Below are 25,813 nucleotides of genomic sequence, written 5' to 3' on the forward strand. Positions count from 1 at the left end.
GCGCCCCATCTAAGCACCATAGTCATTCACGCAGGTGCCCCATGAGCAACCAGCAGGATTTCCCCGAACACCCCGACGAACACAGCGAAGTCGAGCACGCCGATACCCAGGCCACACCCGGCCACGCCCTCGCCCTGCCCGGCCAGCAACTGCCGGACAAGGTCTATGTGATCCCGATTCACAACCGCCCGTTCTTCCCGGCACAAGTGTTGCCCGTGATTGTCAACGAAGAGCCCTGGGCAGAAACCCTCGACCTGGTCGCCAAGTCACCCGACCACTGCCTGGCGCTGTTCTTCATGGACACCCCGCCCGAAGACCACCGCCATTTCGACACCTCCGCCCTGCCGGAGTACGGCACCCTGGTCAAGGTGCACCACGCCAGCCGTGAGAACGGCAAGCTGCAGTTCGTGGCCCAGGGCCTGACCCGGGTGCGCATCCGGACCTGGCTCAAGCACCATCGCCCGCCCTACCTGGTCGAGGTGGAATACCCGCGCCAACCCACCGAGCCTACCGACGAGGTCAAGGCCTACGGCATGGCGCTGATCAATGCGATCAAAGAGCTGCTGCCGCTCAACCCGCTGTACAGCGAAGAGCTGAAAAACTACCTCAACCGCTTCAGCCCCAACGACCCTTCACCGCTGACCGATTTTGCCGCAGCCCTTACGTCGGCCACCGGCAGCCAGTTGCAGGAAGTGCTCGACTGCGTGCCCATGCTCAAACGCATGGAAAAGGTCCTGCCGATGCTGCGCAAAGAGGTCGAGGTGGCGCGCCTGCAGAACGAGATCTCGGCCGAGGTCAACCGCCAGATCGGCGAGCACCAGCGCGAGTTCTTCCTCAAGGAGCAGCTCAAGGTCATCCAGCAGGAGCTGGGCCTGACCAAGGACGACCGCAGCGCCGACCTCGAACAGTTCGAGCAGCGCCTTGAGGGCAAGACCTTGCCCGCCCAGGCGCAGAAGCGCATCGACGAAGAAATGGGCAAGCTGGCGATCCTCGAGACCGGCTCGCCAGAATACGCCGTGACCCGCAACTACCTTGACTGGGCCACCGCCCTGCCGTGGGGCGTTTACGGCAAAGACAAGCTCGACCTCAAGCACGCGCGCAAGGTGCTCGACCAGCACCACGCCGGCCTTGATGACATCAAGGAACGCATCCTCGAATTCCTCGCCGTGGGCGCCTGGAAAGGCGAGATCAGCGGCTCGATCGTGCTGCTGGTGGGCCCACCGGGTGTGGGCAAGACCAGCATTGGCAAGTCCATTGCCGAATCGCTCGGCAGGCCGTTCTACCGCTTCAGCGTCGGCGGCATGCGCGACGAGGCGGAAATCAAGGGCCACCGCCGCACCTACATCGGCGCCCAACCGGGCAAGCTGGTGCAGGCGCTGAAAGACGTCGAAGTGATGAACCCGGTGATCATGCTCGACGAGATCGACAAGATGGGCCAGAGCTACCAGGGCGACCCGGCTTCGGCGCTGCTGGAAACCCTCGACCCCGAGCAGAACGTCGACTTCCTTGACCACTACCTGGACCTGCGCCTGGACCTGTCCAAAGTGCTGTTCGTCTGCACAGCCAACACCCTCGACTCGATCCCCGGGCCGTTGCTCGACCGCATGGAAGTGATCCGCCTCTCCGGCTACATCACCGAAGAAAAGCTGGCCATCGCCAAGCGCCACCTGTGGCCCAAACAACTGGACAAGGCTGGCGTGACCAAGACCAGCCTGAGCATCACTGACAGCGCGCTGCGCACCGTGATCGAGGGCTATGCCCGTGAGGCCGGCGTGCGGCAGCTGGAGAAGCAACTGGGCAAACTGGTGCGCAAAGCCGTGGTCAAGCTGCTGGAGGACCCGGATGCCAAGCTCAAGATTGGCAGCAAAGACCTGGAGGCCGCGCTCGGCATGCCGGTATTCCGCAGCGAGCAGGTGCTGGCCGGCAAAGGCGTGATAACGGGCTTGGCCTGGACCAGCATGGGCGGCGCCACGCTGCCGATCGAAGCCACCCGCATTCATACCCTCAGCCGCGGCTTCAAGCTGACCGGCAAACTGGGGGATGTGATGAAAGAGTCCGCCGAGATCGCCTACAGCTACGTCAGCTCCAACCTCAAGCAGTTTGGCGGTGACCCAGGCTACTTCAACGAGGCGTTCATCCACCTGCACGTGCCCGAGGGTGCTACGCCCAAGGATGGCCCAAGCGCGGGGGTGACCATGGCCAGCGCGCTGCTGTCTCTGGCGCGGGACCAGGCGCCGAAAAAAGGCGTGGCCATGACCGGTGAACTGACCCTGACCGGCCAGGTGCTGCCCATTGGCGGGGTGCGTGAGAAGGTGATTGCCGCCAAGCGGCAGAAGATCTTCGAGCTGATCCTGCCCGAGGCCAACCGCGGCGACTTCGAAGAATTGCCAGACTACCTGCGTGAAGGGCTGACGGTGCATTTTGCCAAGCGCTTTGCCGACGTGGCGAAAGTGCTGTTCTGATCAGCCCTGGCCTGTTTGCGGCATTCGCCGTGAACAGGCCTGTACCGGTGGCACAAATTTGCACGTGCTTCGGTTATCCTCAGGTCATCGCCAGCCTACGGAGCCAACATGACCGCCCCTCGTCTGCTCGTTCCACTGAGCCTTACCCTGCTTGCTGCCTGCGCCCAGCACCCCCTGCCAACCGTCGAGCTGGACGCCGAAAGCGAATGCCCCCAGCGTCTGAAGGTGGGCCAGGCACTGACCCTGACCCTTCCAGGAAACCCCTCAACCGGCTACCGCTGGCGCATTGAGAACCCTGCCGCAAGCATCCTGCAAAGCCTCGGCCCCGAGGTCTACAGTGCCCCCGATGACACCGACGTGGTCGGCAGTGCCGGCTCGTCCACCTGGCGCTACCTTGCCAGCAGTGCCGGAGAAGCCCAACTGGTGCTGGTGTATCAACGCCCCTGGGAGGCTGAAGTCGCACCGGTGCAGAGCTTCGAGTGCAAGGTCATCGTCCGCTGACCGCGCTTAACGCCTGTCGCTGGCAACCTTGACTGCCTGCTGGCACGTGCACTGGCCCCGAAGTACTGCCATGGCAAGATGCTCCGCCTTTGGCTAAAATGCGTTTCCGTTTCACCCCGTATCGAGCCCGCAGTGAGCAAACAACCCGACCGCCTCTTCGCCCAACCTCTGGAGCAGGTACCCGACTTCGCCTTCAACGAAGACGTGGTGCGCGTGTTCCCGGACATGATCAAGCGTTCGGTGCCAGGCTACCCGACCATCGTCGAAAACCTCGGCGTGCTGGCCGCACGCTTCGCCCAGCCGAACAGTACGCTGTACGACCTGGGTGCCTCACTGGGCGCTGTCACCCAGTCGTTGCGCCGTCATGTACGCAGCGACGGCTGCCGCGTCATCGCCGTGGACAACTCCGCTGCGATGGTCGAGCGCTGCCGCCAGTACCTCACCGCGCAGGACTCGATGTTCCAGGAGCTGCTGCCGGTCAACGTGCTGGAAGCCGACATCCTCGCCCTGCCCTTCGAGCCGGCCTCGGTAGTGGCGATGAACTTCACCCTGCAATTCATCGCACCCGACCAACGCCTTGAGTTGCTCGGCCGTATCCGCCAGGCACTGCTGCCGGGCGGCGCGCTGATCCTTTCGGAAAAGCTGCGTTTCGCCGACGATGACGAGCAAAACCTGCTGAATGAACTGCACCTGGACTTCAAACGGGCCAACGGCTACAGCGAACTGGAGATTGCCCAGAAGCGCAGTGCCATCGAGCACGTGATGAAGCCCGACACCCTGGATGCGCACAAGGCGCGCCTGCGCGCTGCGGGTTTCTCCAAGGTCGTGCCGTGGTTCCAATGCCTCAACTTCGCCTCGCTGATAGCCCTGCCATGATCGATCTGTCCCCTTTGGTCCGCCGCCTGGCGGGTACCCCCCTGGCTTCCTGGTCGCAAGGCCTGCAAGCGCAACTGGAAGCCAAGCTGGAAAAAGGCCACGGCGACCTCGATCGCTGGCGCGGCGCGCTGGATGCGCTTCCCGCCCTGCAACCCAGCGAAATCGACCTGGTCAACGGGCTGCGCCTGGATTGCGACTGCGACGACGCCACCCGCGCGCAGATGCGTGAGGCGCTGATGGGCTTGTCGCCCTGGCGCAAAGGGCCGTTCGACCTGTTCGGCGTGCACGTGGACACCGAATGGCGCTCGGACTGGAAGTGGTCGCGGGTCAGCCCGCACCTGGACCTCAAGGGCAAGCGCGTGCTCGATGTCGGCTGCGGCAACGGTTATTACCAATGGCGCATGCTCGGCGCCGGTGCCGATATGGTGATCGGGGTCGACCCCAACTGGCTGTTCTTCTGCCAGTTCCAGGCCGTGCAGCAGTACTTGCCCGAGCTGCCAGCCTGGCACTTGCCGTTCGCCCTGGAAGATTTGCCGGCAAACCTTGAAGGGTTCGACACGGTGTTCTCCATGGGCGTGTTTTACCACCGCCGCTCCCCCATAGAGCACCTGCTGGCGCTCAAGGATTGCCTGGTCAAAGGCGGCGAGCTGGTGCTGGAGACGTTGGTGGTCGAAGGCGACGAGCAACAGGTGCTGGTCCCAGAAGACCGCTACGCACAAATGCGCAACGTCTGGTACCTGCCCTCGGTACCCGCCCTGGAGCGCTGGTTGCGCCGCGCCGGCTTCAGCGATGTACGCTGCGTCGATGTCAGCGTCACCAGCATCGAAGAACAGCGCAGCACCGATTGGATGCGCTACCAGTCACTGAGCGACTTCCTCGACCCCAATGACCAAAGCCTGACCATCGAAGGCCTGCCCGCGCCACGGCGGGCAACGATCGTAGCGCGCAAGTAGCGCCTAGTTGAAGACCTTCGCCATCTCCTGGGAATGTTTACGTATCCCTGCCCACTGGGCGAGAAACTGCCTGAAGTAGTAAATGAACACCGCCAGTTGCTGGCGGGTGTCCATCTTGCCAAGTTGGCCTGCCGCGCTTTCCAGGTAGGCCTCGATGGTTTGCCAGGCCGTGTGCAGGTGACCCGCCGCAAGCACCACATCCCACAGGTCGAGCTCCAGCTGGCCCATGTTGGAGTACAGCTTTTGCACGCGCCCCTCCACCCGACGAAACTCGCTCAACTGCTGGCTGACTGCGCTGCGCCGATGCTCCAGGCGGCGAAGTTCGGCGCGCGCTGACTTGGCTTTGGAGCCATAGATCGAATTGCCGATCAACGCGCCGAAAGGACCGCCGATCCAGCCGAGCGAGGATTGCCTGGAGTAACGTTCATATTCACTGCGCACCGCCTTGATGTCCTCATCCAGGCTGGCCAGCTCCCAAGCCAGGTTTTCGCCATCCGGGGCCTGTGAAAAGCGCGCTGCCGCTCGGCACTTCTCGACCACTTCCGGGCGTAGCTTGAAGCGCGCCTCGTCGCGAAAGCGCTCGAAGCCCAGCCGCACGCTATCCAGTTGCAGGTCAAAATCGTCGATCAGCGCATGCAAGCCCATCAGCCGGTCAGCCATCGAATTGATCAACGTGCGGTCATGCCCATCGAGTGGTACATCGGGCGCCTCGCGCAGGCTGTCCCACGAAGGTCGATTGGGCCCCAGCGCACGCGTGCGCGCGACCAGTTGCACGACCTCGGCACCGCAATCCTCGACCTGGCTGGCATGCGCATCGAGCTGAAGGGTGACCGCCTGGGTGCTGCGCTCCAGATGGCTCCAGCTTTGCCCGTGGGCCCGCAAGCGCTTGAACATGGCGAGCATACGATCAGGCGTCAACTCTGGCTCGGCAATGCTGGTGTAGCCGAGCCAGCGCAAGGTCTGCAAGCGATCGCCCGGCAGCGCCAGCATACGCAGGCTGTAGTCGCTAAGGGTCTGGCGTGATTCACAGGTCAGGATCAAGCCCGCCCGGCCCTGTCCGTCGCGGTCGTCCATGGCGCCAATCAAGGCGCCTGGCAGGACAATCGCCTTTTGTTGCTGTTCTAGGAAGCTCAATGTCCGGGGATTCATGGTTCGACTCTTATCCACTTGGGTATGGCGCAGCCGACCGCGCCCGATGAGCACGGTCGACATGGGCCGTTACAGCCCGTGACGATGCTGCTCGATCAGTTGTCGCTGATAGGCCAGCAGAAGCTTGAAGGTGTCGTCCAGGGCTTGCACCTGCACAACGTTGCTCGGGGCCGCAGTGCCTATTCGCGGCACGAAGTTGGCCAGGGCCTGGCGCACGACATTGATGCCGGCGTCCCACTCGGAGCGTTGCTCGTGCAAACGCGGCATCGTTAGCAGTGCCGCCAGTTGCGCGCTCACCACCTGCTGACGCTGATCGAGTTCGCGCACTTGTCGCGCCAGGTTCGCCACCCGCTCGCGGGCAGCCCGCCGCGCCTGCTGCAACTGGGCGTAGCGCATGCCTTCGACGACATCGCCAAGCAGGGTTTGCAGCTGCTTTACCGCCTTGTCCACGGCGTCGGCTATCGCTGCGGCCTCAGCGCCAGGTACGGCCAGTTTGACCAGGTCTTGCGCCGAAGGTACGACACCTCCGAAGCGGGTCTGCAAGCCCTGGGCCTCCAGGGTGGCAATGGCCTGCTCGATCGCCGACTGGCTGTGCTTCTCGCGATCATGCTCGGCGCTTACCTGGGTGTGCAGGTTGGCCAGATCCTGCTGTTGCTTGAGCAGCCGCTGTTCGTCGCGGGCCCAAGCCAGCGCTGCCAGGGCGGCCAGCGCCTGCTGTTCCCTGCCCAGGTGGGCCACCTGGGTGTCCAGCAGAGACTTCACCGTGTTGGCGACTTCTCCAGCAATTGCCAACACCTCCTCATCGTCGCCGTCCTCCAGGGCGTCGAGGATGTCGCGCAGTGGTTCATTGGAAATTTCCGCGACAACGCGCTGGGCGTTGCGCGCCATCACGTCGGCGCAGTTGATGAACAGCTTCATGTGGCGCTCCAGCGACTCGTGGATCACCGGCTGAAATTTCAACTCGCCGCGCTGCCAGGCTTCGGTGAAGCCTCGCGTTGCACCCAGCACGTTGCCCAACTCAGGCGGATTGGCGCGGGTATGCAGAACACTGATTTTGTCGTTCATGGTCGTTCACCTGTTAGTGGGCCGAAGCGGCGTCGTCGAAGATGCGGGTCAGTTGCAGGGAGGTCTTTTCGATCTGGATCCACTGCGCCAGGAACTGCCGGAAATAAATGACAAACCTGGCCAACGCGCGGTTGTCGGAGATCTGTTCGAGCTTGCCGATCGACGCGTCGATGTACGCACCGACGATTTCCCAGGCGGTCTGCAAGTGGGACGCCGCAGTCACCACGTCCTGCAAGCGGGTATCGAGCTCGCCGACGAAGGTCGCCATCTCTTCCATGCGGCCCTCAAGATTGACTCGCACGCGCAGTTGCTCGCTGGTAGCACGCCGCTCTGCCTGGCGACGCTTGCGCTCCTTGCGAACCTTCTCGGCCTTGCTCCCGTAGATGCCGCCGGTGATTACCGCGCCGATCGGCCCTGCGACCAGGCCGCTGAGGGCCTGCTTGACGTACTGGTCATACTCTTTGCTCAAGGCAGCGATCTCGTCGTCCAGCTCCTTGAGCTGCACGCGAAGGCGCTCCACCACACTGTCACCCTTGGTGCGCTCGACCGCTTGACCTTTCTGTTTCACCGCCGGGATCAGCTTGAAGCGCGCGGCATCGCGGAACGTCTCGGTTTCGCCGCGCACGGTGGCGACCCGCACCGCGTAGCGCTGCACATCCTCCTGGAGGATCTGCAGGTAATCGACCAGCGACGAAACCGCCCGCTGGTCGGCACGGTCCAGTTTCACCGGGGTACCCAGCACGACCTTGTCCCACGCTTTGATGTCGGAGCCCAACGCGCGAATCTGCCGGCACTCTTCGACGATGGTTTCCCCGGCAGCGTTGATCGACGCGGCCGTGGAGGCCAGTTCGCTGGCGAGCTTCTTGTTGCTGTCGGAAAGCGGGCCCCAACTGCGCGCATGGCCACGCAACGCATCGAACAACGTGGTCATGCCGGCGGGGGCCAGTTCGGGTTCGTCGATCTGCGTGTAGCCCAGCCAGCGCTGCAGATTGTCAGGGGTCGACGGCAGGCCGAAGACAAAATTGACATACCGATTGAGGGTGATGATGTGCTCGCGGCTGAGGGTCAGTCCGCCTTCATCCTCGCCATCGCGCTCGGCCATGGCCTGGATCAGCTTGGCCGGTGTCTTTGCCGCATCCGCCTGTAGCTGATCGTACTCAGCCGTTTGTGTACTCATGGTCGTGTCTCCTCGAGTCAAGCCCTGGGAAGGCTTGGTCCGACCACGCTAAGGCAGCGACAGGAGGCACAGCAGCGGGCAGTTTTTCCGCCATTTGCAGCGGTGCACCGGGCGCTGCGCCTGGCACACGCAAAACAGGCGCCCACCTGGGGCGCCAAACGAACCGTCATTGCGGGAGCACGCAAAGGCGGAGGTCGAAGTCAGTCCTTGGCCAGCTTTTCGGTGGCTTGCTGGGTTTTGCGCTGACGTTCCGCCAGCGCCTGGTCCGCCTGGCCATGCAGGCGTTGCTGGTCTTCGCGGAACGCCTCCCAGAACTGCCGCGAGCGTTCTGCGCCGCCCTCCGCCAGCGCGCTGGTGCTGCCCAGCGCCAGTAGCACCCACAACACATACCGAGTCAGGTTCATCAGGGTTACCTCATCGAGTGATTCAGATGAGGCCATCCTGGGGCACGCCAGCTAACACCAAGGTGAGGCGGACATTACAGTCCTGCAAGCTGGGCGGCAGCTGACCGGCACATGGCGACATGATTACAAATCTGTTATCCAGCGATGTGTGGCGCCCGCATGACGTAACATCCCGGCGCTTGACCCTGTTCCCGCTACAGGGCTGAGAATCGCCATCTTTCATTCAACCGAGCCCTACCATGCGTCTACTGATCATCGAGGACGAACTGCGCACCGCCGATTACCTGCAGCAGGGTCTGCGTGAGAACGGCTACGTGGTCGACTGCGCCCGCACCGGCGTCGACGGCCTGCACCTGGCCCGTCAACAGGCCTACGACCTGGTGATCCTCGACGTCAATTTGCCCGAGCTGGACGGCTGGAGCGTGCTCCAGCGGCTGCGTGCCGAATCCGCTACGCGGATCATGATGCTCACCGCCCACGGTCGCCTGGCGGACCGGGTCAAGGGCCTCGACTTGGGCGCCGATGACTACCTGCTCAAGCCGTTCGAATTCCCCGAGCTGCTGGCGCGCATCCGCAGCCTGCTGCGGCGCAACGAGCAGCCGCTGCAACCCACCACCCTGCGGGTCGCCGACCTCGAACTCGACCCAGGCCGGCATCGGGCCTGGCGCGGCGCCAAGCGCATCGACCTGACCGCCAAGGAGTTTTCCCTGCTGCACCTGCTGATGCGCCAGAGCGGTGAAGTACTGTCGCGCACGCAAATCATCTCGCTGGTCTGGGACATGAATTTCGACTGTGACACCAATGTCGTCGAGGTTTCCATCCGTCGCCTGCGGGCGAAGATCGACGACCCCTTCGAAGACAAGCTGATCCATACCCTGCGCGGCGTCGGCTATGTGCTCGAGGCGCGCCATTGAAGACTGCCAGCCTGTCGTTGCGCCTAGGCCTGAGCGTGACCCTGATGGGCGCCCTGCTGGTGCTGCTGCTGGCCTGCCTGGCGGTGTTGGCGCTCGATCACGAGCTCGACAGCCGCGCGCGCAAGGACCTCGCGCGCAAGATGTTGCAGGTGGAACATAACCTGCGTGTCGACCTGCGCAGCGAGGACCTGGGCAGTCGCGCCCACCCCCTGCTCGACCTGGTCATGGGGCACGACAACCTCAGCCTCAGCGTGCTCGCGCTCGAGGGCCGCCACCCGCACCTGCTCAGCCTGGGCCCAGCCCTGGAGTCGAGCGTGGGCGCGCTGGCGACCGGCGCCCGGCTGACGTTTCACGAATGGCGCGACAGCCGTGGTAACCAAATGCTGACTGCGACACGCCAGATGCGCTTGCGCGACGAGACACCAGTACGGGTGATGATGACGCTCGACCGCGCCGACGACAACGCCCTGCTCCAGGCCTACCTGCACTCGACCCTGCTCGCCCTGCCCTTGCTGTTGATACTGATCGGCATCGGCGCCTGGAAGCTGGTGCAACGCAGCCTGAAACCCTTGCGCCATTTTCGCCGGGTGGCCGGCCAGGTTTCGGCCCAGGACCTCAGCCACCGCCTGCCCGACAGTGGCCTGCCACAAGAGCTGGGCGAGCTGGCCAGGGCCATCAACGTGATGCTCGACCGGCTCGACCAAGGCGTGCAACAGTTGTCGCAGTTTTCCGACGACCTTGCCCATGAGTTACGCACGCCGCTAAGCAACCTGATGGGCAAGGCCCAGGTCACCCTCAGCCGCGAGCGCGACAACGCCAACTACCGGGAAGTGCTGGAGGACAGCATCGAAGAGCTGACCCGGCTCAACCGCATCATCAACGACATGCTGTTTCTCGCCCAGGTTAGCCAGCCTCAGGCGCAAGTGGCGCTCAAGCCCCTGGCGCTCGCCGGTGAGGCTGCACAGGTAGTGGAGCTGTTTGCCATCAGCGCGGAGTTCAAGGACATCAAGCTTCACCTTCAGGGCTGGGGCACGGCCTTGGGTGATCGGCTGATGTTCCAGCGTGCGCTGTCGAATCTGTTGAGCAATGCCATTCGGCATGCGCCGATAGGCAAGCGCATAGACCTCGGTATCGAGCGCCACGCAGGCGATGTCAGGGTATGGGTGGAGAATCAGGGCGTGGGGATTGCCGCAGAGCATCAGCCGCAGTTGTTCGAGCGTTTCTATCGCGTGGGCGCTGGGCGCTCACGGCTTGAGGGGGGCACAGGGCTGGGGCTGGCGATCGTGAAGTCGATCATGCAGTTGCATGGTGGGCGGGTCGAGGTGATGAGCAGCCCGGCAGGGCCAACCCGGTTTACCCTGGTGTTCAGAGCCGAGTGACCGGCTGCTGGTACCGTCCTCATCGCCGGCTTGCCGGCGATGAGACCATTTCCGTCAACCTGCGATCAGCGCGAAGCCGCCACGATCAACGCCTTCATCTCCGCCACCGCAGCCTTGAAGCCGACGAACAGCGCGTGGGCCACCAACGCGTGGCCAATGTTCAGCTCATTGATGCCCTTGATCGCTGCGACTGCCTCAACGTTGTGGTAATGCAGGCCATGGCCGGCATTGACGATCAGCCCTTGGCCCACCCCAAACGCAACACCGTCCGCGATGCGCTTGAGCTCTTCAGCCACCTCAGTCGGCGTCTGTGCATCGGCGTAACGGCCGGTGTGCAGTTCGATGGCCGGCGCGCCTACGCGACGCGAGGCTTCGATCTGCCGCTCGTCGGCGTCGATGAACAGCGACACTTCGGCACCGGTGCGGGCCAGGCGCTCGACTGCTGCCTTGATCCGCGCCTCTTGTCCCGCCACGTCCAGGCCGCCTTCGGTAGTCAGCTCCTGGCGGGTCTCGGGCACCAGGCAGATGTGCGCCGGGCGGATCTTCTCGGCGAAGGCCATCATCTCTTCGGTGACGCCCATTTCGAAGTTCATGCGGGTCTGCAGTACATCCTTGAGCACCACCACATCGCGCTCCTGAATGTGCCGGCGGTCTTCGCGCAGGTGCACGGTGATGCCGTCCGCACCCGCCTCTTCGGCATCCAGGGCAGCCTTGACCGGATCAGGGTAACGCGTGCCCCGGGCCTGGCGCAGTGTCGCCACGTGGTCGATATTTACGCCGAGAAGCATGCGGTTGCTGTGAGTCACGAAAGGCTCTCCTGAAGATTAAGCCCCACAGCATACGACGTGATCAGCGCTTGCGAAACAGTTCCCGGCTGACCAGGGGTTTAGCACCCAGATGAACGGCCAGTGCCTGACGCATCAACCGCTTGGCTGCCAGCAGCGCCCCCGGGGCTTCCCAGTCGGCTTGCGCCAGGGCCAACAGCTCGCCCCCCAGGAACAACCCGGGCTGCAGCAACTCGACCCGCTCAAGCCCGGCATCCACGCGCAAGCGGTAGCGGCCATCGGCGGCGATCGGCAAGTCGTTCACGTCATGCTGCAACGAAAACGCATAACCGAGCTCGTCCAGCAGGCGCCATTCGAAAGAACGCAACAACGGCTCCAGGGGGCGCCCGGCGGCCAGCGCCTGCAATGTCAGGGTGTAGTGCTCGAACAGCGCAGGGTGAGGGGCTTCGGCGGGCAGCAAACGCATGAGCAGCTCGTTGAGGTACAACCCGCTGAACAGCGCATCGCCGTGCAACCAGGCGGCGATGCCAAGTGTCTCCAGACGGCCAACATTCTTCAGCTCGCCGCGCCCGCGCAGCTCCACTTCCAGCGGCACGAACGGCCGCACCAGGCTGCCACCTTTGCCCCGCGCACGACGCAATACGGCCCGCACACGGCCTTGCGGCGTGAGGAAGTCCACCAGTGCGCTGGTTTCCTTGTAGGCACGACTGTGCAGCACATAGGCCGGCTGGCCGACAGGTTGTTCCATGGGAGTGGCCCGAAAGCAGAGCGGCCCGGAGAGATCCGGGCCGCTATAGGGTTACAGGTCGCCGTAGCCCAGCGAGCGCAGGGCGCGCTCATCGTCGGACCAACCGCCTTTGACCTTGACCCAGAGGTTGAGCATGACCTTGGCGTCGAACAGCACTTCCATGTCCTTGCGCGCGTCGGAGCCAATGCGTTTGATACGCTCGCCCTTGTCACCGATGATGATCTTCTTCTGGCCATCGCGTTCGACCAGGATCAGCGCATGGATGTGCAACACGTGCCCTTGCTGCTTGAACTCTTCGATCTCTACGGTGATCTGGTACGGCAGCTCCGCACCCAGCTGGCGCATGATCTTCTCGCGCACCAGTTCAGCGGCCAGGAAACGGCTGCTGCGGTCGGTGATCTGGTCTTCCGGGAAGAAGTGCTCGTTCTCCGGCAGGTGCTTGGCGATCAGGCCTTCCAGCGCCTCGAGGTTATGCCCCTGTTGCGCGGAGATCGGTACCACTTCCGCGTTCGGCAGTTGCTCCTGCAGCCATTGCAGGTGCGGAATCAGGTCGGCTTTTTCTTCCAGGCGGTCGGTCTTGTTGACCGCCAGGATGACCGGGCCGCTGACGTACTGGACGCGCTCGAGCACCAACTGGTCCTCGTCGGTCCAGCGGGTACGGTCAACCACGAAGATCACCACGTCGACGTCTTTCAGGGCTGCCGAAGCGTTACGGTTCATGTAACGGTTCAGGGCCTTGTCGTTGGCCTTGTGCATACCCGGCGTGTCGACGTAGATCGCCTGCACATCACCCTCGGTCTTGATGCCGAGCATGTTGTGGCGGGTGGTCTGCGGCTTGCGCGAGGTGATCGCCAGCTTCTGCCCGAGGATGTGGTTGAGCAAGGTCGACTTGCCCACGTTGGGGCGGCCGACAATGGCCACGTAGCCGCAGCGAGTCGGGTTGTTATCAGTCATTGCCATTCTCCACGCCCAGGGCGATCAATGCAGCCGCAGCGGCGACTTGCTCAGCGATACGCCGGCTCACACCCTGACCACGGCTCTTGTTGTTCAACAGCACCACTTCGCATTCGACGAAGAAGGTACGGCAGTGCGGTTCGCCCTGGATATCCACCACCTCGTAGCGCGGCAGCTCACAGCTGCGCGACTGCAAGAACTCTTGCAGGCGGGTCTTGGGGTCCTTGTTGGTATCGACCAGGGTCAGGCTTTCGAATTCATCGGCCAGCCAGGCCAGGATACGCTCCCGGGCGGTCTGCATGTCCGCGTCCAGGTAGATGGCGCCAATCAGCGCCTCCAGGGCATCGGCCAGGATCGATTCGCGGCGGAAACCGCCGCTTTTCAGCTCACCCGAACCCAGTCGTAGGTACTCGCCCAGATCAAAGCCTCGCGCCAGGCGGGCCAGGGTCTCACCCTTGACCAGACGCGCACGCAAGCGCGACAACTGGCCTTCACGGGCCTGCGGGAAGCGCTCGAACAGCGCCTCACCGGCCACGAAGTTGAGAATGGCGTCGCCCAGAAACTCCAGGCGTTCGTTATTGCGCCCGGCGTAGCTGCGATGGGTCAGGGCCAGAAGCATCTGGTCCTGGTTCTTGAAGGTGTAACCGAGCTTTCGCTCCAGTGCGGCGAGGGAAGCACTCATGCGGCCACCCGTTCGTTGTTCAACGCGTTGTTCAAATCAACATCCTGAAAGACTGTTTGGCTGTGGCCCGCCGCTGTACGCGGCGAAACTCTCGATCCCTGAGAACACAGCCTATGTCAGAAATGCATTCGGCGCTGTCTGCTGGACAGCGCCGAAGGGTATCAATGGATCAGGCCGACCCGCGACAGGTTGGGCATATGGCTGAGCTTGGGCTCTGGCCAGCTCATCCAGACCGCGAAGGCCTTGCCGACAATGTTCCGGTCCGGAACCATGCCGTGCAGTTCCTTGGGAATGTTCGGGTCATCCCAGTAACGGCTATCGTTGGAGTTGTCGCGGTTGTCGCCCATCATGAAGTAATGGCCAGCCGGTACGGTCCATTGCTGGTCCGGCGGCATGCGGTAACGGCTCATCTCCTTGCGGATCAGGTGTTCGGCCTCGCCCAGCTTCTCTTTGTACAGCTCGGCGCTGCCCAAGGTGCCCGGTTCGGTGCCCACCAGTTGTTCGGCAATGGGTTGGCCATTGACGTACAGCCGCTTGTCGTTGGTGTAGCGGATCTGGTCGCCCGGCAGGCCAACGACACGCTTGATGTAGTTGACGTTCGGGTCGCTCGGATAGCGGAACACCATCACATCGCCGCGTTGCGGGTCACCCACCTCGATGACCTTCTTGTCGATCACCGGCAGGCGAATGCCATAGGAGAACTTGTTCACCAGGATGAAGTCGCCCACTTCCAGGGTAGGCTTCATCGACCCCGAAGGGATCTGGAACGGCTCGACCAAAAACGAGCGCAGTACCAGCACGATGAACAGCACCGGGAAGAACGACTTGCCGTATTCAACCAGCAGCGGCTCCTTGTTCAGGCGCTCGACCACCGCCATCTCGGGCGGATTGACGCGCCCCTGATAGTTGGCGATTGCCGCTCGCCGGCGCGGGGCCAGGAACAGCAGGTCGATCAAGCCCAACAGGCCGCAGACAGCTACGGCGATGACTAGCAACAGCGGGAAATTTAGCGACATAGGACCTAGCTATCCAACCTGAGCACAGCAAGGAAGGCCTCTTGTGGAATCTCCACGTTGCCCACTTGCTTCATGCGTTTCTTACCGGCCTTCTGCTTCTCCAGCAGTTTCTTCTTACGGCTGACGTCACCACCGTAGCACTTGGCCAGTACGTTCTTTCTGAGCGCCTTGACGGTTGTCCGCGCGATGATCTGGCCGCCGATAGCTGCCTGGATCGCCACATCGAACATCTGCCGAGGGATCAGCTCCTTCATCTTCTCGGTCAACGCACGGCCTTTGTAGGCCGCGTTGTCGCGGTGCACGATCAACGCCAGGGCATCGACCTTGTCGCCGTTGATCAGTACATCCAGTTTGACCAGGTTGGCCGACTGGTAGCGATCGAAATGATAGTCCAGCGAGGCGTAACCGCGACTGGTCGACTTGAGGCGGTCGAAGAAGTCCAGTACCACCTCGTTCATCGGCATGTCGTAACGCACCTGAACCTGGCTGCCGAGGAACTGCATGTCGCGCTGAACGCCACGTTTCTCGATGCACAGGGTGATGACGTTACCCAGGTGCTCCTGCGGCACCAGGATGGTCGCGGTGACGATCGGCTCGCGGAAGTCGGTGACGGACGAAACGTCCGGCAGCTTCGACGGGTTGTCGACGATGATGGTTTCGCCGGTTTTCAGTTCGAGCTCGTAGATCACGCTAGGCGCAGTGGTGATCAGGTCCAGGTCGTACTCACGCTCCAGACGTTCCTGGATGATTTCCATGTGCAGCATGCCCAGGAAGCCGCAGCGGAAACCGAAGCCCAGGGCGTCGGAGCTTTCCGGCATGTACTGGAGCGAGGAGTCGTTGAGCGTCAGCTTCTGCAGCGCGTCGCGGAAGTCTTCGAAATCGTCCGAGCTGACCGGGAACAGGCCGGCGTAGACCTGTGGCTGGATCTTCTTGAAGCCCGCCAGCACTTCGACTTCCGGGGTCGAGGACAGGGTCAGGGTGTCACCAACCGGTGCACCGTGAATGTCCTTGATGCTGGCGATGATGAAGCCCACTTCACCGGCCTTGAGGTCGGCGGTCTGGGTGTGTTTCGGGGTGAAGACGCCGACGCTGTCGACCAGGTGCACCTTGCCGGTGGACTTGACCAGGATCTTGTCGCCTTTCTTGACGCGGCCCTGACGCACACGCACCAGCGAGACTACGCCCAGGTAGTTGTCGAACCAGGAGTCGATGATCAGCGCCTGCAGCGGCGCGTCGATTTCGCCTACCGGCGCGGGGATGGTGTGCACCAGGCGCTCGAGCACCTCGTCGACGCCCATGCCGCTCTTGGCACTGCACGCCACGGCGTCGGTAGCGTCGATGCCGATGATCTTCTCGATCTCGTCCTTGACGCGGTCCGGGTCAGCTTGGGGCAGGTCCATCTTGTTCAACACCGGCATAACCTCGAGGCCTTGCTCGATGGCGGTGTAGCAGTTGGCCACGGACTGGGCTTCGACGCCTTGACCGGCGTCCACCACCAACAGTGCGCCTTCACAGGCGGCCAGCGAGCGCGAGACTTCATAGGTGAAGTCGACGTGGCCGGGGGTGTCGATGAAGTTCAGCTGGTAGGTCTTGCCGTCTTGCGCCTTGTAATGAAGCGTGACGCTGTGGGCCTTGATGGTGATCCCGCGTTCGCGCTCCAGGTCCATGGAGTCGAGGACCTGGGCTTCCATTTCGCGCGCAGACAGGCCACCGCACATCTGGATGAAACGGTCGGCCAGCGTCGACTTGCCATGGTCGATGTGGGCGATGATGGAGAAATTGCGGATATGACTCAAATCACTCACGGGTCAACACTCGAAAAGGCTGCGAGCCGGGACGCCCGCCGAAAAATAGCCGGGAATTGTACCTCAAGCAGCAGGGATATGGGAGATTCCTGATCGGCTGTCTGTGCCGACAGTGTCGCTGGCAAGCCGCTTCGTAACGCCGCAGCGCCGTACCTGAAAGCTCCACCCCACCTGTGGGAGCCGGCTTGCCGGCGATCGGACCAGCCCATTTCTCCGTAGATTCCACGAAAAAGGGCAGCCAACGCTGCCCCTTTTCCTACCTGAAGACCCGCTTATTCAGCCAGCTTGAAGGTGATAAAGCTCGCACGCCCCTGGCGCAGCACGCGCATGGACACCGAGCGGTTCTTCGGCAGATCCTTGGCGATCTCGGTGAATTCCTTCGCCGAGCCAATGGCCTGGTTGTTCAGGTGGCTGATGACATCACCTGGACGCAGGCCGATCAATGCGGCCGGGCCATCCTGGACTTCCTTGATGACCACGCCACCCTTGAGTTCGAGGGCTTTCTTCTGCTCGGCGCTGAGGTCAGCGACCGAAACGCCCAGACGGTTGCTGCTGCGCTCGGCACTGCCATCTGCACCGGTACCGGTTCCGATGTCAGCGTCATCGTCCGGCAGCGCACCGACGCTGACGTCCAGGTTCTGGCGCTTGCCGTTGCGGATGATCTCGAGCTTGGCTTTGTCGCCATCCTTGAGGCTGCCGACCAGGTGCGGCAAGTCGGCCGACATGACGATCGGCTGGCCGTTCATGCTCAGGATCACGTCACCCACCTGCAGGCCACCTTTGGCGGCTGGGCCATCTTCCAGCACCTGGGCCACCAGGGCACCAGCCGGTTTGTCCAGGCCAAAGGACTCAGCCAGGTCCTTGTTGACCTCCTGAATCACCACGCCCAGCCAGCCACGGCTGACCTTGCCGTCTTTTTTCAGCTGGTTGGATACGTCGATCGCGACATCGATCGGGATCGCGAACGACAGGCCCATGAAGCCGCCCGAGCGGGTGAAGATCTGCGAGTTGATACCCACGACCTCGCCTTGCATGTTGAACAGCGGGCCGCCGGAGTTGCCCGGGTTGATGGCAACGTCAGTCTGGATGAACGGCACGTAGGTGTCGTTAGGCAGGGTACGGCCCTTGGCACTGACGATACCTTTGGTCACCGAGTGGTCGAAGCCGAACGGCGAACCGATGGCCAGCACCCACTCACCCACTTTGAGCTTCTCGGAGTCACCCAGCTTGACGGTCGGCAGGTTCTTGCCTTCGACCTTAAGCAGCGCGACGTCGGTGCGCGGGTCGGTGCCGACCAGCTTGGCTTGCAGCTCGCTGCGGTCCGACAGGCGGACGATGATCTCGTCGGCGTCGGCCACCACATGGTTGTTGGTCAGTACGTAGCCATCGCTGGAAATGATGAAACCCGAACCCAGCGACTGGGCTTCACGCTGACGATCACCCCGCGGCGAGCGGGGCTGTTGCGGCATGTTGCGCTCGAAAAATTCGCGGAACATCGGCGGCAGGCCTTCGAGGTCCGGCATCTGCCCTGCGGCGATGCGGCGGTCCGGCAGCTTCTGCTTGGTACTGATGTTGACCACGGCCGGCGAGGCTTGCTCGACCAACGTGGTGAAGTCTGGCAGGGCTTCCTCGGCCTGGGCGGTGAGCACCTGGCCGAGCATGAGCACGGCGGCGAACATCGATAGGTAGGATTTCAAGCGTGGTATAGACATACGGCTCCCGTCACAACGAGCGTGGTTAGCGTAAGGCCCCTGCACAAGCAGGAAAGGCCAGGCTCCAAGAAGCCTGACCTATAGAAAATTTACGGAAAGATTGCAAATGACAATGCTTTAATTTCATTTCAGGAGCATGTCTCTCACGCCGGAAACCACCTGAAAAGCGCACGCCATCATTGCCGCGCCTGGGCATCCTGAGGCCGCATCGACAGCGCAATGCGCTCAGCGGTACCCAGGGGTATTTCACCTACCACAGTGACCAGGACCTTGCCCTTCGGCGTGTTCAGACGGCGTGATACCGCAACGGTTGGCCCGAGTTGCACGCGTGTGTCGGTGCCTGAGTTGTCGTTGACCGGCTCGAGGAACACCGAAACGCGCGCCAGGCCATCGTCATACATAAGGCTGCTGACCGTGCTGCTGCGGGCCGGGTCGCGGCGCACCGAGCTGTTGACCAGCTCAAAACCCGGCGGCAGCCAGTCTGAGCGCCATCCGGCGACGGTTTCCTCGCCGGTGCTGGTGCCACGTTCCACCGGTTTGCAAGCGGCACTGGGGCGCAAGTCATCCGCGCTAGGCAGGTCATCGGTATCGAGGCGGGTCATCTGGAAGCGTTCGAGCAATTGCCCTTTGTCGTTGAGCATCAACGAGCGCAGCGGCAAGCCGGTGCGGCGATCAAGGTGCAATTCGAACGCATAACGGTGCTGGTCGCGCGGTGTGAGGGTGACGATCACGGCGTCGCGCCCGGCGACACGTGACTTGCCCGCCACACCCAAATCGTACCAGCCCATCAACTTGAGGGGATCTAGCGCACGCGGCGCCGCATCGGGCGGCGTCGTAACGCCGTTGACCAAGGCACCACTGACGCACGCAACCTTGCCATCCACGCGCACGATTTCCTGGGCAGTGCCATCGAGCTGCAGAAGCCGCTCACTGACCTTGCCGTCCTCAACCCTGTGCCAGATATCGTGGGAAGAAAAGCTGCCGTTGCGCTCGTAGACGAAAGAGCCCTGGTAGCTTTGCTTTTGCTCGGCCTGTGCCAGCTTGTTCAGCCACTCATTCGCCTCGGGCGAAGAGTTGGCCGCCAACGCTGGCACCGTCATGCAGCTGCCTATCAGCAGCGACAGGAGAGGTAGCGCGCGCATGATCCTCCTTACTTAGCGGGGTTATCCAGGCTGGCGGCGCGGGCATACGGCAACGCGGTTTCGCTGCCCTTGAGCGCAGATTCCTGGGCGTGCTGGCGCAGGTAGCCTGGCAGACGCTGATCCCAGCCGGCTTGGTTCTGCAGCACACCGTTGGCCATCGGCCCGGTCGGTTGCTCACTGCTTTCACTATAGCCTGCCAATACCGCCGGGCCTTGAGTTTGTGGCACGCTCAGCCCCTGCTGCGCAGGCTGCTGGGAGGCAAGCTCTGCACCGGTGATTTCGTCCTGGTTGTACATGCGCACACCCGCCAGCACGGCAACCGTCACCGAGGCAGCGACTGCCAGGCGAGCGACGCTGCGCCATGGGCCTTTATTGACCTTGGCCGGCACCGCTTCGTCAGCCAACGCTGCCGACACCGCCGAGGCGATATCGAGGTTGGGCAGCAGCAGTTCCTTGTGCATCGCTGCGCGAGCGACCTGGTAACGCGACCAGGTGGCACGGGTTTCGGCATCGTCGACGGCACTCAGTACCCGACGTAATTCCAGTTCGTCCGCTTCGTTATCCATTACCGCGGACAGCGATTCCTGCAACGCTTCACGACTCATGGCGGTTCCTCTCTTGGCTGTAGCCGCTGTCTCAGGTTTCCTGCAACAACGGCTGCAGGGCTTTATCTATGGCCTCCCGAGCGCGGAAGATTCGAGAGCGCACGGTACCCACCGGACATTGCATGACACTGGCAATGTCTTCGTAACTCAATCCGTCGAACTCGCGCAGGGTCAATGCCGTGCGCAGGTCTTCGGGCAGTTGCTGGATGGTGCGATGGACCGTGCCTTCGATTTCATCCCGCAACAACGAGCGCTCTGGGGACTCGAGATCCTTGAGACCATGATCGCCGTCGTAAAACTCCGCATCCTCGGAGCTCACATCACTGTCTGGTGGCCGTCTTCCACGGGACACCAGGTAGTTCTTCGCCGTGTTGATGGCGATGCGGTACAGCCAGGTATAAAACGCACTGTCTCCGCGAAAATTGCCAAGCGCACGGTAGGCCTTGATAAAGGCTTCCTGTGCCACATCCTGGGCCTCGTGGGTGTCGTGAACGAACCGCACGATCAACCCGAGAATCTTGTGCTGATACTTCAGCACCAACAGATCGAAAGCTCGCCTGTCACCGCGCTGCACGCGCTCGACAAGCTGCTGATCCTCTTCCTGGGTTAGCATGAACACTCCTCGGTAGACTCGAAGGAGTGTTGCAACAGCCATCGTTCAGGCTTGCAAACATAGACTCGGGCTTTGCGCAAAAGTTCTCCCCTCCAAGCAAGTTTCCTGCAGCCCTTGGTCGGCTCGCACGGAAGACGCGGCGCGGTCACGGCCGGCAACGTCAATAATCAGGTTTCGAATACGCAGGTGTCAGCCCGAATAGAGCTGCCGCCGTGCGTCGCCGCGACATTTGTGGCGTGCGGGCAGCCTTCATAGGATTTCCGTAGCTGTCGGAAAGTTCCCACAAGGTCGCTGCTTCCTGGCAAGTGGCATGGAAATTGGCCACCCGGGGCTGCTATAAAGGCAACCCGGCCTGGTTTAACGATAGTTTCACAATGCCATCGGCGCGTGACTATTGTGCCGTGCCCCTTCCGTAGATTACTAGTGTCCCGACATGAGCCAACAATTCCAACATGATGTCCTGGTGATCGGCAGCGGCGCCGCCGGTCTCAGCCTGGCACTGAACCTCCCCAGCCACCTGCGTATCGCCGTGCTCAGCAAAGGCGACTTGGCCAATGGCTCGACCTATTGGGCCCAGGGCGGTGTTGCCGCCGTGCTGGACGACACCGACACCGTACAGTCACATGTCGAGGACACCCTCAATGCTGGCGGTGGCCTGTGCCATGAAGATGCCGTGCGCTTTACCGTCGAGCACAGCCGCGAAGCCATCCAGTGGTTGATCGAGCAAGGCGTGCCCTTTACCCGGGATGAGCAGCACGGTGTCGACGATGGGGGCTTCGAGTTCCACCTGACCCGCGAAGGGGGCCACAGCCATCGGCGCATCATCCACGCCGCCGATGCCACAGGCGCCGCAATCTTTACCACCTTGCTGGCCCAGGCCCGCCTACGCCCGAACATCCAGCTGCTGGAGCAGCGCGTGGCGGTCGACCTGATCACCGAGCGCCGCCTGGGCCTGCCCGGCGAGCGCTGCTTGGGTGCCTACGTGCTGAACCGCAATACGGGCGAAGTAGACACCTACGGGGCGCGCTTCACCGTGCTCGCCACAGGAGGCGCGGCCAAGGTCTACCTGTATACCAGTAACCCGGACGGTGCCTGCGGCGACGGTATCGCCATGGCCTGGCGCGCGGGCTGCCGGGTGGCCAACCTTGAGTTCAACCAGTTCCACCCGACCTGCCTGTACCACCCTCAGGCCAAGAGCTTCCTGATCACCGAGGCCCTGCGCGGTGAAGGCGCCCTGTTGCGCCTGCCCAACGGCGAGCGCTTCATGCCGCGCTTCGACCCCCGCGAAGAACTGGCCCCACGCGACATCGTGGCCCGCGCCATCGACCACGAGATGAAGCGCCTGGGCGTGGACTGCGTGTACCTGGACATCACCCACAAGCCGGCCGATTTCATCAAAGGCCACTTCCCCACCGTTTACGAACGCTGCCTGGCCTTCGGCATCGACATCACCCGCCAGCCGATCCCGGTAGTACCTGCAGCCCACTACACCTGCGGCGGTGTAGTGGTGGACGACCGCGGGCATACCGACGTGCCTGGGCTGTATGCCATCGGTGAGACCAGCTTTACCGGCCTGCATGGCGCCAACCGCATGGCCAGCAATTCACTGCTTGAATGCTTCGTCTATGGCCGCGCCGCTGCCGCCGACATCCAGGCGCACCTGGAACAGGTCGACATGCCCAAAGCCCTGCCTGGCTGGGATGCCAGCCAGGTCACCGACTCGGACGAGGATGTGATCATCGCGCACAACTGGGACGAGCTGCGGCGCTTCATGTGGGACTATGTCGGCATCGTGCGCACCAGCAAGCGCTTGCAGCGCGCCGAACACCGCATCCGCCTGCTGCTCGACGAAATCGACGAGTTTTACAGCAACTACAAGGTCAGCCGCGACCTGATCGAGCTGCGCAACCTGGCGCAAGTGGCGGAACTGATGATTCGTTCGGCGATGCAGCGCAAGGAAAGCCGTGGGTTGCATTACACGCTGGATTATCCGGGGATGCTGGACGAGGCTAAAGACACCATCCTCAGCCCAGTCTGAAAGCTGCAGCGGTCTGGTCTGAAAGCTGCAGCGCCTGTGAGATCGAGCGCCGCCCGCGCGGCGCTCGATCTCACAGGCACTGAACCTGCCACGGTGAAAACCTATCAGCCCTGAATCGCTCCCACCTCAGCCCAGCGCCGCCGGCTGAACTTCAGCCTTACCCGCAACCGCCGATGCTCATCAGCCCCGAGGGCATCCCTGGGAACGCACTGCCCCTCCCCCAGCCAACGCCCCTCCCGCACAAACCGCACGACCACCATCCCCGGCAACGCAACGCTGTCCCGGCACAAACGCACCGGCTGCCAACCCTGGGCGCGGCTGAATACCCGCCAACCAAGCAGGTCTCGGCGCAGCCCGGTAACCGCACGCGGATGCGTGAGCAAAATGCATCGGGGGATGGCCCAGCAGGCGTGGGCGACAGACGCGGCAGTGGCCGCCAGGGACAGCCACCAGGGCAACGCGCTCATCCATACGGTGAACAGCGCCAGCACCTGGCAACTCAGGTAGGCCGTCAGCAGCAGGCGCGAGCCTTGCCAACGGCTTTCGAAAAACTCACTTGGGCTGGACACGGTCCAGGATGATGCGGACCATGCGCTGCAGCTCCGGGTCTTCAGACTCGGTGCGCTCCATGAACCAGCCGAACATGTCCTGATCTTCGCAGCTCAACAGGCGTACATAGAGTTCGCGGTCGGCTTCGTTGAGGGTGGCGTAGACTTCCTGGGTGAAAGGCACCAACAGTACGTCCAGTTCCAGCATGCCGCGGCGGCTGTGCCAGAAAAGCCGGTTGAGTTCAGTTTGTTCGACCATGGGGCCCTCCTCGAATGGCCCGCCAGTATACAGCCAGGCGAGCGAAGCGGCACAGGGCGTTGGTCTAGTCACCTACCTATTTTGTTACTGGCGTTCTATGATGGCCGCCAGTCTTTAGCCACCGCGATGACCCATGGCCGATTCCGCTTTCTTCAGCCCCCTGTCCCACGAGGGCATCCTCGCCGTCCGCGGCTCCGACGCAGGCAAGTTCCTGCAGGGCCAGCTGACCTGCAACATCAACTACCTCAGCCAGGAACATGCCAGCCTCGGTGCCCGCTGCATGGTCAAAGGGCGCATGCAGTCGAGTTTCCGTATCGTGCCCGAAGGCAATGGCTACCTGCTGGCCATGGCCAGTGAGCTGCTCGATGCCCAATTGGCCGACCTCAAGAAGTACGCCGTGTTCTCCAAGGCTACCCTCAGCGACGAGAGCGCCGCCTGGGCGCGCTTTGGCCTGCAGGGCGGCGAGGCGGCACTGCAAGCCCTGGGCTTGACGCCGCCGGTCGAAGCGGGCGCCACCGTGCGCCACGAGGGCCTGATCGCCATCGCCGTGTCCGCAGGCCGTGTCGAGCTGTGGGTACCTGCCGAGCAGGCCGCCCACGTAGGCGCGGCACTCGCCGCCAGCCTGCCTGAAGGCAGCCTCAACGACTGGCTGCTGGGCCAGATCCGCGCAGGTGTTGGCCAGGTCATGGGCCCTACCCGCGAGCTGTTCATCCCGCAAATGATCAACCTGCAGGCCGTGGATGGCGTCAGCTTCAAGAAGGGCTGCTACACCGGCCAGGAAATCGTTGCCCGCATGCAGTACCTGGGCAAGCTCAAGCGCCGTCAGTATCGCCTCGCGCTCGATCAACAGGACATCCCCGCGCCAGGTGCCGAGATTTTCTCGCCCACCCATGGCTCGTCGGTCGGTGAAGTGGTGATAGCGGCCAATACGGGTACCGGTTGCGAGTTGCTCGCGGTGCTCAGCGCCGATGCGGTGGCCGACGACAACCTGCACCTGGGCAGCCTGGAAGGGCCACGCCTGCACGTGCTGAGCCTGCCCTACGAACTGGACCGCGACCGGGAAATCCAGCGCTGACCAGCCTGCCCCGTCCGCGTGACGGGGCCGCACCACCACTGCGGTAGAGAAGTCCATGAACAAGCTGGCCGAGATGGTTCAAGCACAGTTGCTCGATGCCATCGAAAAGGATGACCTGGTCCTGCCGACCCTGCCCGAGGTTGCCTTGAGCATCCGCGAGGCCGCCGAGGATAGCGAGATCAGCGTGTCGGCCCTGAGCAAGGTGATCGGTCGCGACGCGGCCCTCTCGGCGCGCCTGATCAAAGTCGTCAACAGCCCACTGTTGCGCGCTGCGGTAGAGGTCACCGACCTGCATACCGCAATCACTCGCCTTGGCATCAACTACAGCTGCAACCTGGCCATCGGCCTGGTGATCGAACAGATCTTTCATGCCCGCTCGCCGGCTGTTGAGCAAAAACTGCGCGATATCTGGGTCAACAGCCTGGAAGTGGCAGGCATCAGCTACGAAATCTGCCGCCGCTTCACCCACCTCAAACCCGACCAGGCGACCCTCGGTGGGCTGGTCAACCAGATCGGTGCCCTGCCGGTGCTGATCTACGCCGAAGAACACAACGAGCTGCTGTCCGACCCGGTCTGCCTGCACTACGTGATCGAGCAGATCCAGCCCGTGCTGGGTGACAAGATCCTCAAGGCGTGGGAGTTTCCCGAGCAATTGGTCAACCTGCCGAGCCAGGTTCAGGACCTCGACCGGCAGACCGACAAGGTCGACTATATCGACGTCGTGCAGATCGCCCGCTGCATCAGCCAACGTGGGCGTAGCCGGCCACTGGCCGCGTTGCCGGCGTACCGACACCTGGGGCTGCCGTTCGGCACCGAACTGGAAGTCGAAGAGCTGCTCGAGGCGCGGAGCCTGTTGCGCTAGGCCGCCGAAAGCCCGCTACACCTACCCTCCTGCGCGATTCAGGTAGGAGCAGCCTTGTGCTGCGAAGAGACGGTTAACAACACAGCAAA

At 62.8% G+C, this 25,813-nt stretch carries 25 protein-coding genes; 9 read left to right on the forward strand and 16 right to left on the reverse strand.

Translation table 11 applies throughout. From position 1 onward, the window contains the following. Positions 1-41 precede the first annotated feature (41 nt). The 4 genes from lon to cmoB all read left to right on the forward strand — a co-directional run bounded on the left by lon (position 42) and on the right by cmoB (position 4,792). The gene (lon, locus tag MFF34_RS22635) at positions 42-2,462 is read left to right on the forward strand and encodes an endopeptidase La (RefSeq protein WP_238216562.1); all 2,421 of its coding nucleotides are present in this window, start codon (positions 42-44) and stop codon (positions 2,460-2,462) included. 108 nt (positions 2,463-2,570) lie between these two features. After that, a complete protein-coding gene (locus MFF34_RS22640) occupies positions 2,571-2,963 on the forward strand; it encodes a protease inhibitor I42 family protein (protein ID WP_238216564.1) in 393 nt (130 codons plus the stop codon). 132 nt (positions 2,964-3,095) lie between these two features. Then, positions 3,096-3,839 (forward strand): carboxy-S-adenosyl-L-methionine synthase CmoA, encoded by a 744-nt coding sequence (gene cmoA / locus MFF34_RS22645; RefSeq protein WP_085273574.1) that lies wholly within the window; start codon positions 3,096-3,098, stop codon positions 3,837-3,839. After that, complete coding sequence (cmoB, locus tag MFF34_RS22650) at positions 3,836-4,792, forward strand: tRNA 5-methoxyuridine(34)/uridine 5-oxyacetic acid(34) synthase CmoB (protein ID WP_238216566.1); 957 nt, start codon at positions 3,836-3,838, stop codon at positions 4,790-4,792. Before cmoA ends, cmoB begins: the two co-directional genes overlap by 4 nt. Positions 4,793-4,795: 3 nt before the next feature. On the opposite strand, the gene MFF34_RS22655 is transcribed toward cmoB, so the two are convergent. The 4 genes from MFF34_RS22655 to MFF34_RS22670 form a co-directional block, all read right to left on the reverse strand. Further along, positions 4,796-5,941 carry an alpha-xenorhabdolysin family binary toxin subunit A gene (locus MFF34_RS22655; protein WP_238216568.1) on the reverse strand — a complete coding sequence of 382 codons (1,146 nt, stop codon included), beginning with the start codon at positions 5,939-5,941 and terminating at the stop codon, positions 4,796-4,798. A 69-nt stretch (positions 5,942-6,010) separates the two neighbouring features. After that, on the reverse strand, positions 6,011-7,006 hold the full coding sequence (locus MFF34_RS22660; RefSeq protein WP_238216569.1) for an alpha-xenorhabdolysin family binary toxin subunit B: 996 nt from the start codon (positions 7,004-7,006) through the stop codon (positions 6,011-6,013). A 13-nt stretch (positions 7,007-7,019) separates the two neighbouring features. Then, positions 7,020-8,183, reverse strand: coding sequence for an alpha-xenorhabdolysin family binary toxin subunit A (locus MFF34_RS22665; protein ID WP_238216571.1), 1,164 nt, complete (start codon positions 8,181-8,183; stop codon positions 7,020-7,022). Between the two features lie 200 nt (positions 8,184-8,383). Further along, a complete protein-coding gene (locus tag MFF34_RS22670; RefSeq protein ID WP_238216572.1) occupies positions 8,384-8,587 on the reverse strand; it encodes a hypothetical protein in 204 nt (67 codons plus the stop codon). Positions 8,588-8,826: 239 nt separating this feature from the next. On the opposite strand from MFF34_RS22670, the gene MFF34_RS22675 reads away from it, so the two are divergent. After that, entirely contained in the window at positions 8,827-9,501 is a 675-nt protein-coding gene (locus MFF34_RS22675; protein ID WP_238216574.1) for a heavy metal response regulator transcription factor, read from the forward strand. After that, a complete protein-coding gene (locus MFF34_RS22680) occupies positions 9,498-10,880 on the forward strand; it encodes a heavy metal sensor histidine kinase (RefSeq protein ID WP_238216576.1) in 1,383 nt (460 codons plus the stop codon). The genes MFF34_RS22675 and MFF34_RS22680 overlap by 4 nt, the downstream gene beginning before the upstream one ends. 65 nt (positions 10,881-10,945) lie before the next feature. On the opposite strand, the gene pdxJ is transcribed toward MFF34_RS22680, so the two are convergent. The 10 genes from pdxJ to rpoE all read right to left on the reverse strand — a co-directional run bounded on the left by pdxJ (position 10,946) and on the right by rpoE (position 20,942). Then, positions 10,946-11,668: a pyridoxine 5'-phosphate synthase gene (gene pdxJ, locus MFF34_RS22685; RefSeq protein WP_189662533.1), complete on the reverse strand. Its 723-nt coding sequence runs from the start codon at positions 11,666-11,668 to the stop codon at positions 10,946-10,948. 61 nt (positions 11,669-11,729) lie between these two features. Further along, a complete protein-coding gene (recO, locus tag MFF34_RS22690; protein WP_027594150.1) occupies positions 11,730-12,413 on the reverse strand; it encodes a DNA repair protein RecO in 684 nt (227 codons plus the stop codon). Positions 12,414-12,464: 51 nt separating this feature from the next. Further along, a complete protein-coding gene (gene era, locus MFF34_RS22695; protein ID WP_027594149.1) occupies positions 12,465-13,367 on the reverse strand; it encodes a GTPase Era in 903 nt (300 codons plus the stop codon). After that, positions 13,360-14,049 (reverse strand): ribonuclease III, encoded by a 690-nt coding sequence (gene rnc / locus MFF34_RS22700; protein WP_027594148.1) that lies wholly within the window; start codon positions 14,047-14,049, stop codon positions 13,360-13,362. Before rnc ends, era begins: the two co-directional genes overlap by 8 nt. Before the next feature lie 161 nt (positions 14,050-14,210). Continuing rightward, entirely contained in the window at positions 14,211-15,065 is an 855-nt protein-coding gene (gene lepB, locus MFF34_RS22705; protein WP_027594147.1) for a signal peptidase I, read from the reverse strand. Between the two features lie 5 nt (positions 15,066-15,070). Beyond that, positions 15,071-16,870 carry a translation elongation factor 4 gene (lepA, locus tag MFF34_RS22710; protein ID WP_085273580.1) on the reverse strand — a complete coding sequence of 600 codons (1,800 nt, stop codon included), beginning with the start codon at positions 16,868-16,870 and terminating at the stop codon, positions 15,071-15,073. 272 nt (positions 16,871-17,142) lie between these two features. Continuing rightward, on the reverse strand, positions 17,143-18,549 hold the full coding sequence (locus MFF34_RS22715) for a DegQ family serine endoprotease (RefSeq protein WP_371097684.1): 1,407 nt from the start codon (positions 18,547-18,549) through the stop codon (positions 17,143-17,145). 209 nt (positions 18,550-18,758) lie between these two features. Continuing rightward, a complete protein-coding gene (locus MFF34_RS22720) occupies positions 18,759-19,724 on the reverse strand; it encodes a MucB/RseB C-terminal domain-containing protein (RefSeq protein WP_238216578.1) in 966 nt (321 codons plus the stop codon). Positions 19,725-19,732: 8 nt separating this feature from the next. Beyond that, positions 19,733-20,329, reverse strand: coding sequence for a sigma-E factor negative regulatory protein (locus MFF34_RS22725; protein WP_099430294.1), 597 nt, complete (start codon positions 20,327-20,329; stop codon positions 19,733-19,735). A 31-nt stretch (positions 20,330-20,360) separates the two neighbouring features. Beyond that, positions 20,361-20,942: an RNA polymerase sigma factor RpoE gene (gene rpoE / locus MFF34_RS22730; protein ID WP_003252049.1), complete on the reverse strand. Its 582-nt coding sequence runs from the start codon at positions 20,940-20,942 to the stop codon at positions 20,361-20,363. A gap of 433 nt (positions 20,943-21,375) precedes the next feature. Here rpoE and nadB point away from each other — a divergent pair, with 433 nt between their 5' ends. Beyond that, positions 21,376-22,980, forward strand: coding sequence for an L-aspartate oxidase (gene nadB, locus MFF34_RS22735; RefSeq protein WP_099430295.1), 1,605 nt, complete (start codon positions 21,376-21,378; stop codon positions 22,978-22,980). A gap of 104 nt (positions 22,981-23,084) precedes the next feature. Here nadB and MFF34_RS22740 read toward each other — a convergent pair whose 3' ends face one another. Beyond that, complete coding sequence (locus MFF34_RS22740; protein WP_238216580.1) at positions 23,085-23,549, reverse strand: protein YgfX; 465 nt, start codon at positions 23,547-23,549, stop codon at positions 23,085-23,087. Continuing rightward, entirely contained in the window at positions 23,533-23,787 is a 255-nt protein-coding gene (locus MFF34_RS22745) for a succinate dehydrogenase assembly factor 2 (protein ID WP_027594141.1), read from the reverse strand. Before MFF34_RS22745 ends, MFF34_RS22740 begins: the two co-directional genes overlap by 17 nt. A gap of 133 nt (positions 23,788-23,920) precedes the next feature. On the opposite strand from MFF34_RS22745, the gene MFF34_RS22750 reads away from it, so the two are divergent. Together MFF34_RS22750 and MFF34_RS22755 are read left to right on the forward strand one after the other, a co-directional pair. Then, complete coding sequence (locus MFF34_RS22750; protein WP_238216581.1) at positions 23,921-24,862, forward strand: folate-binding protein YgfZ; 942 nt, start codon at positions 23,921-23,923, stop codon at positions 24,860-24,862. A gap of 55 nt (positions 24,863-24,917) precedes the next feature. Further along, positions 24,918-25,724 carry an HDOD domain-containing protein gene (locus tag MFF34_RS22755; protein WP_027594139.1) on the forward strand — a complete coding sequence of 269 codons (807 nt, stop codon included), beginning with the start codon at positions 24,918-24,920 and terminating at the stop codon, positions 25,722-25,724. Positions 25,725-25,813: the final 89 nt, after the last annotated feature.

Source organism: Pseudomonas sp. PAGU 2196 (genome assembly GCF_022179005.1).
GTDB lineage: Bacteria > Pseudomonadota > Gammaproteobacteria > Pseudomonadales > Pseudomonadaceae > Aquipseudomonas > Aquipseudomonas kermanshahensis.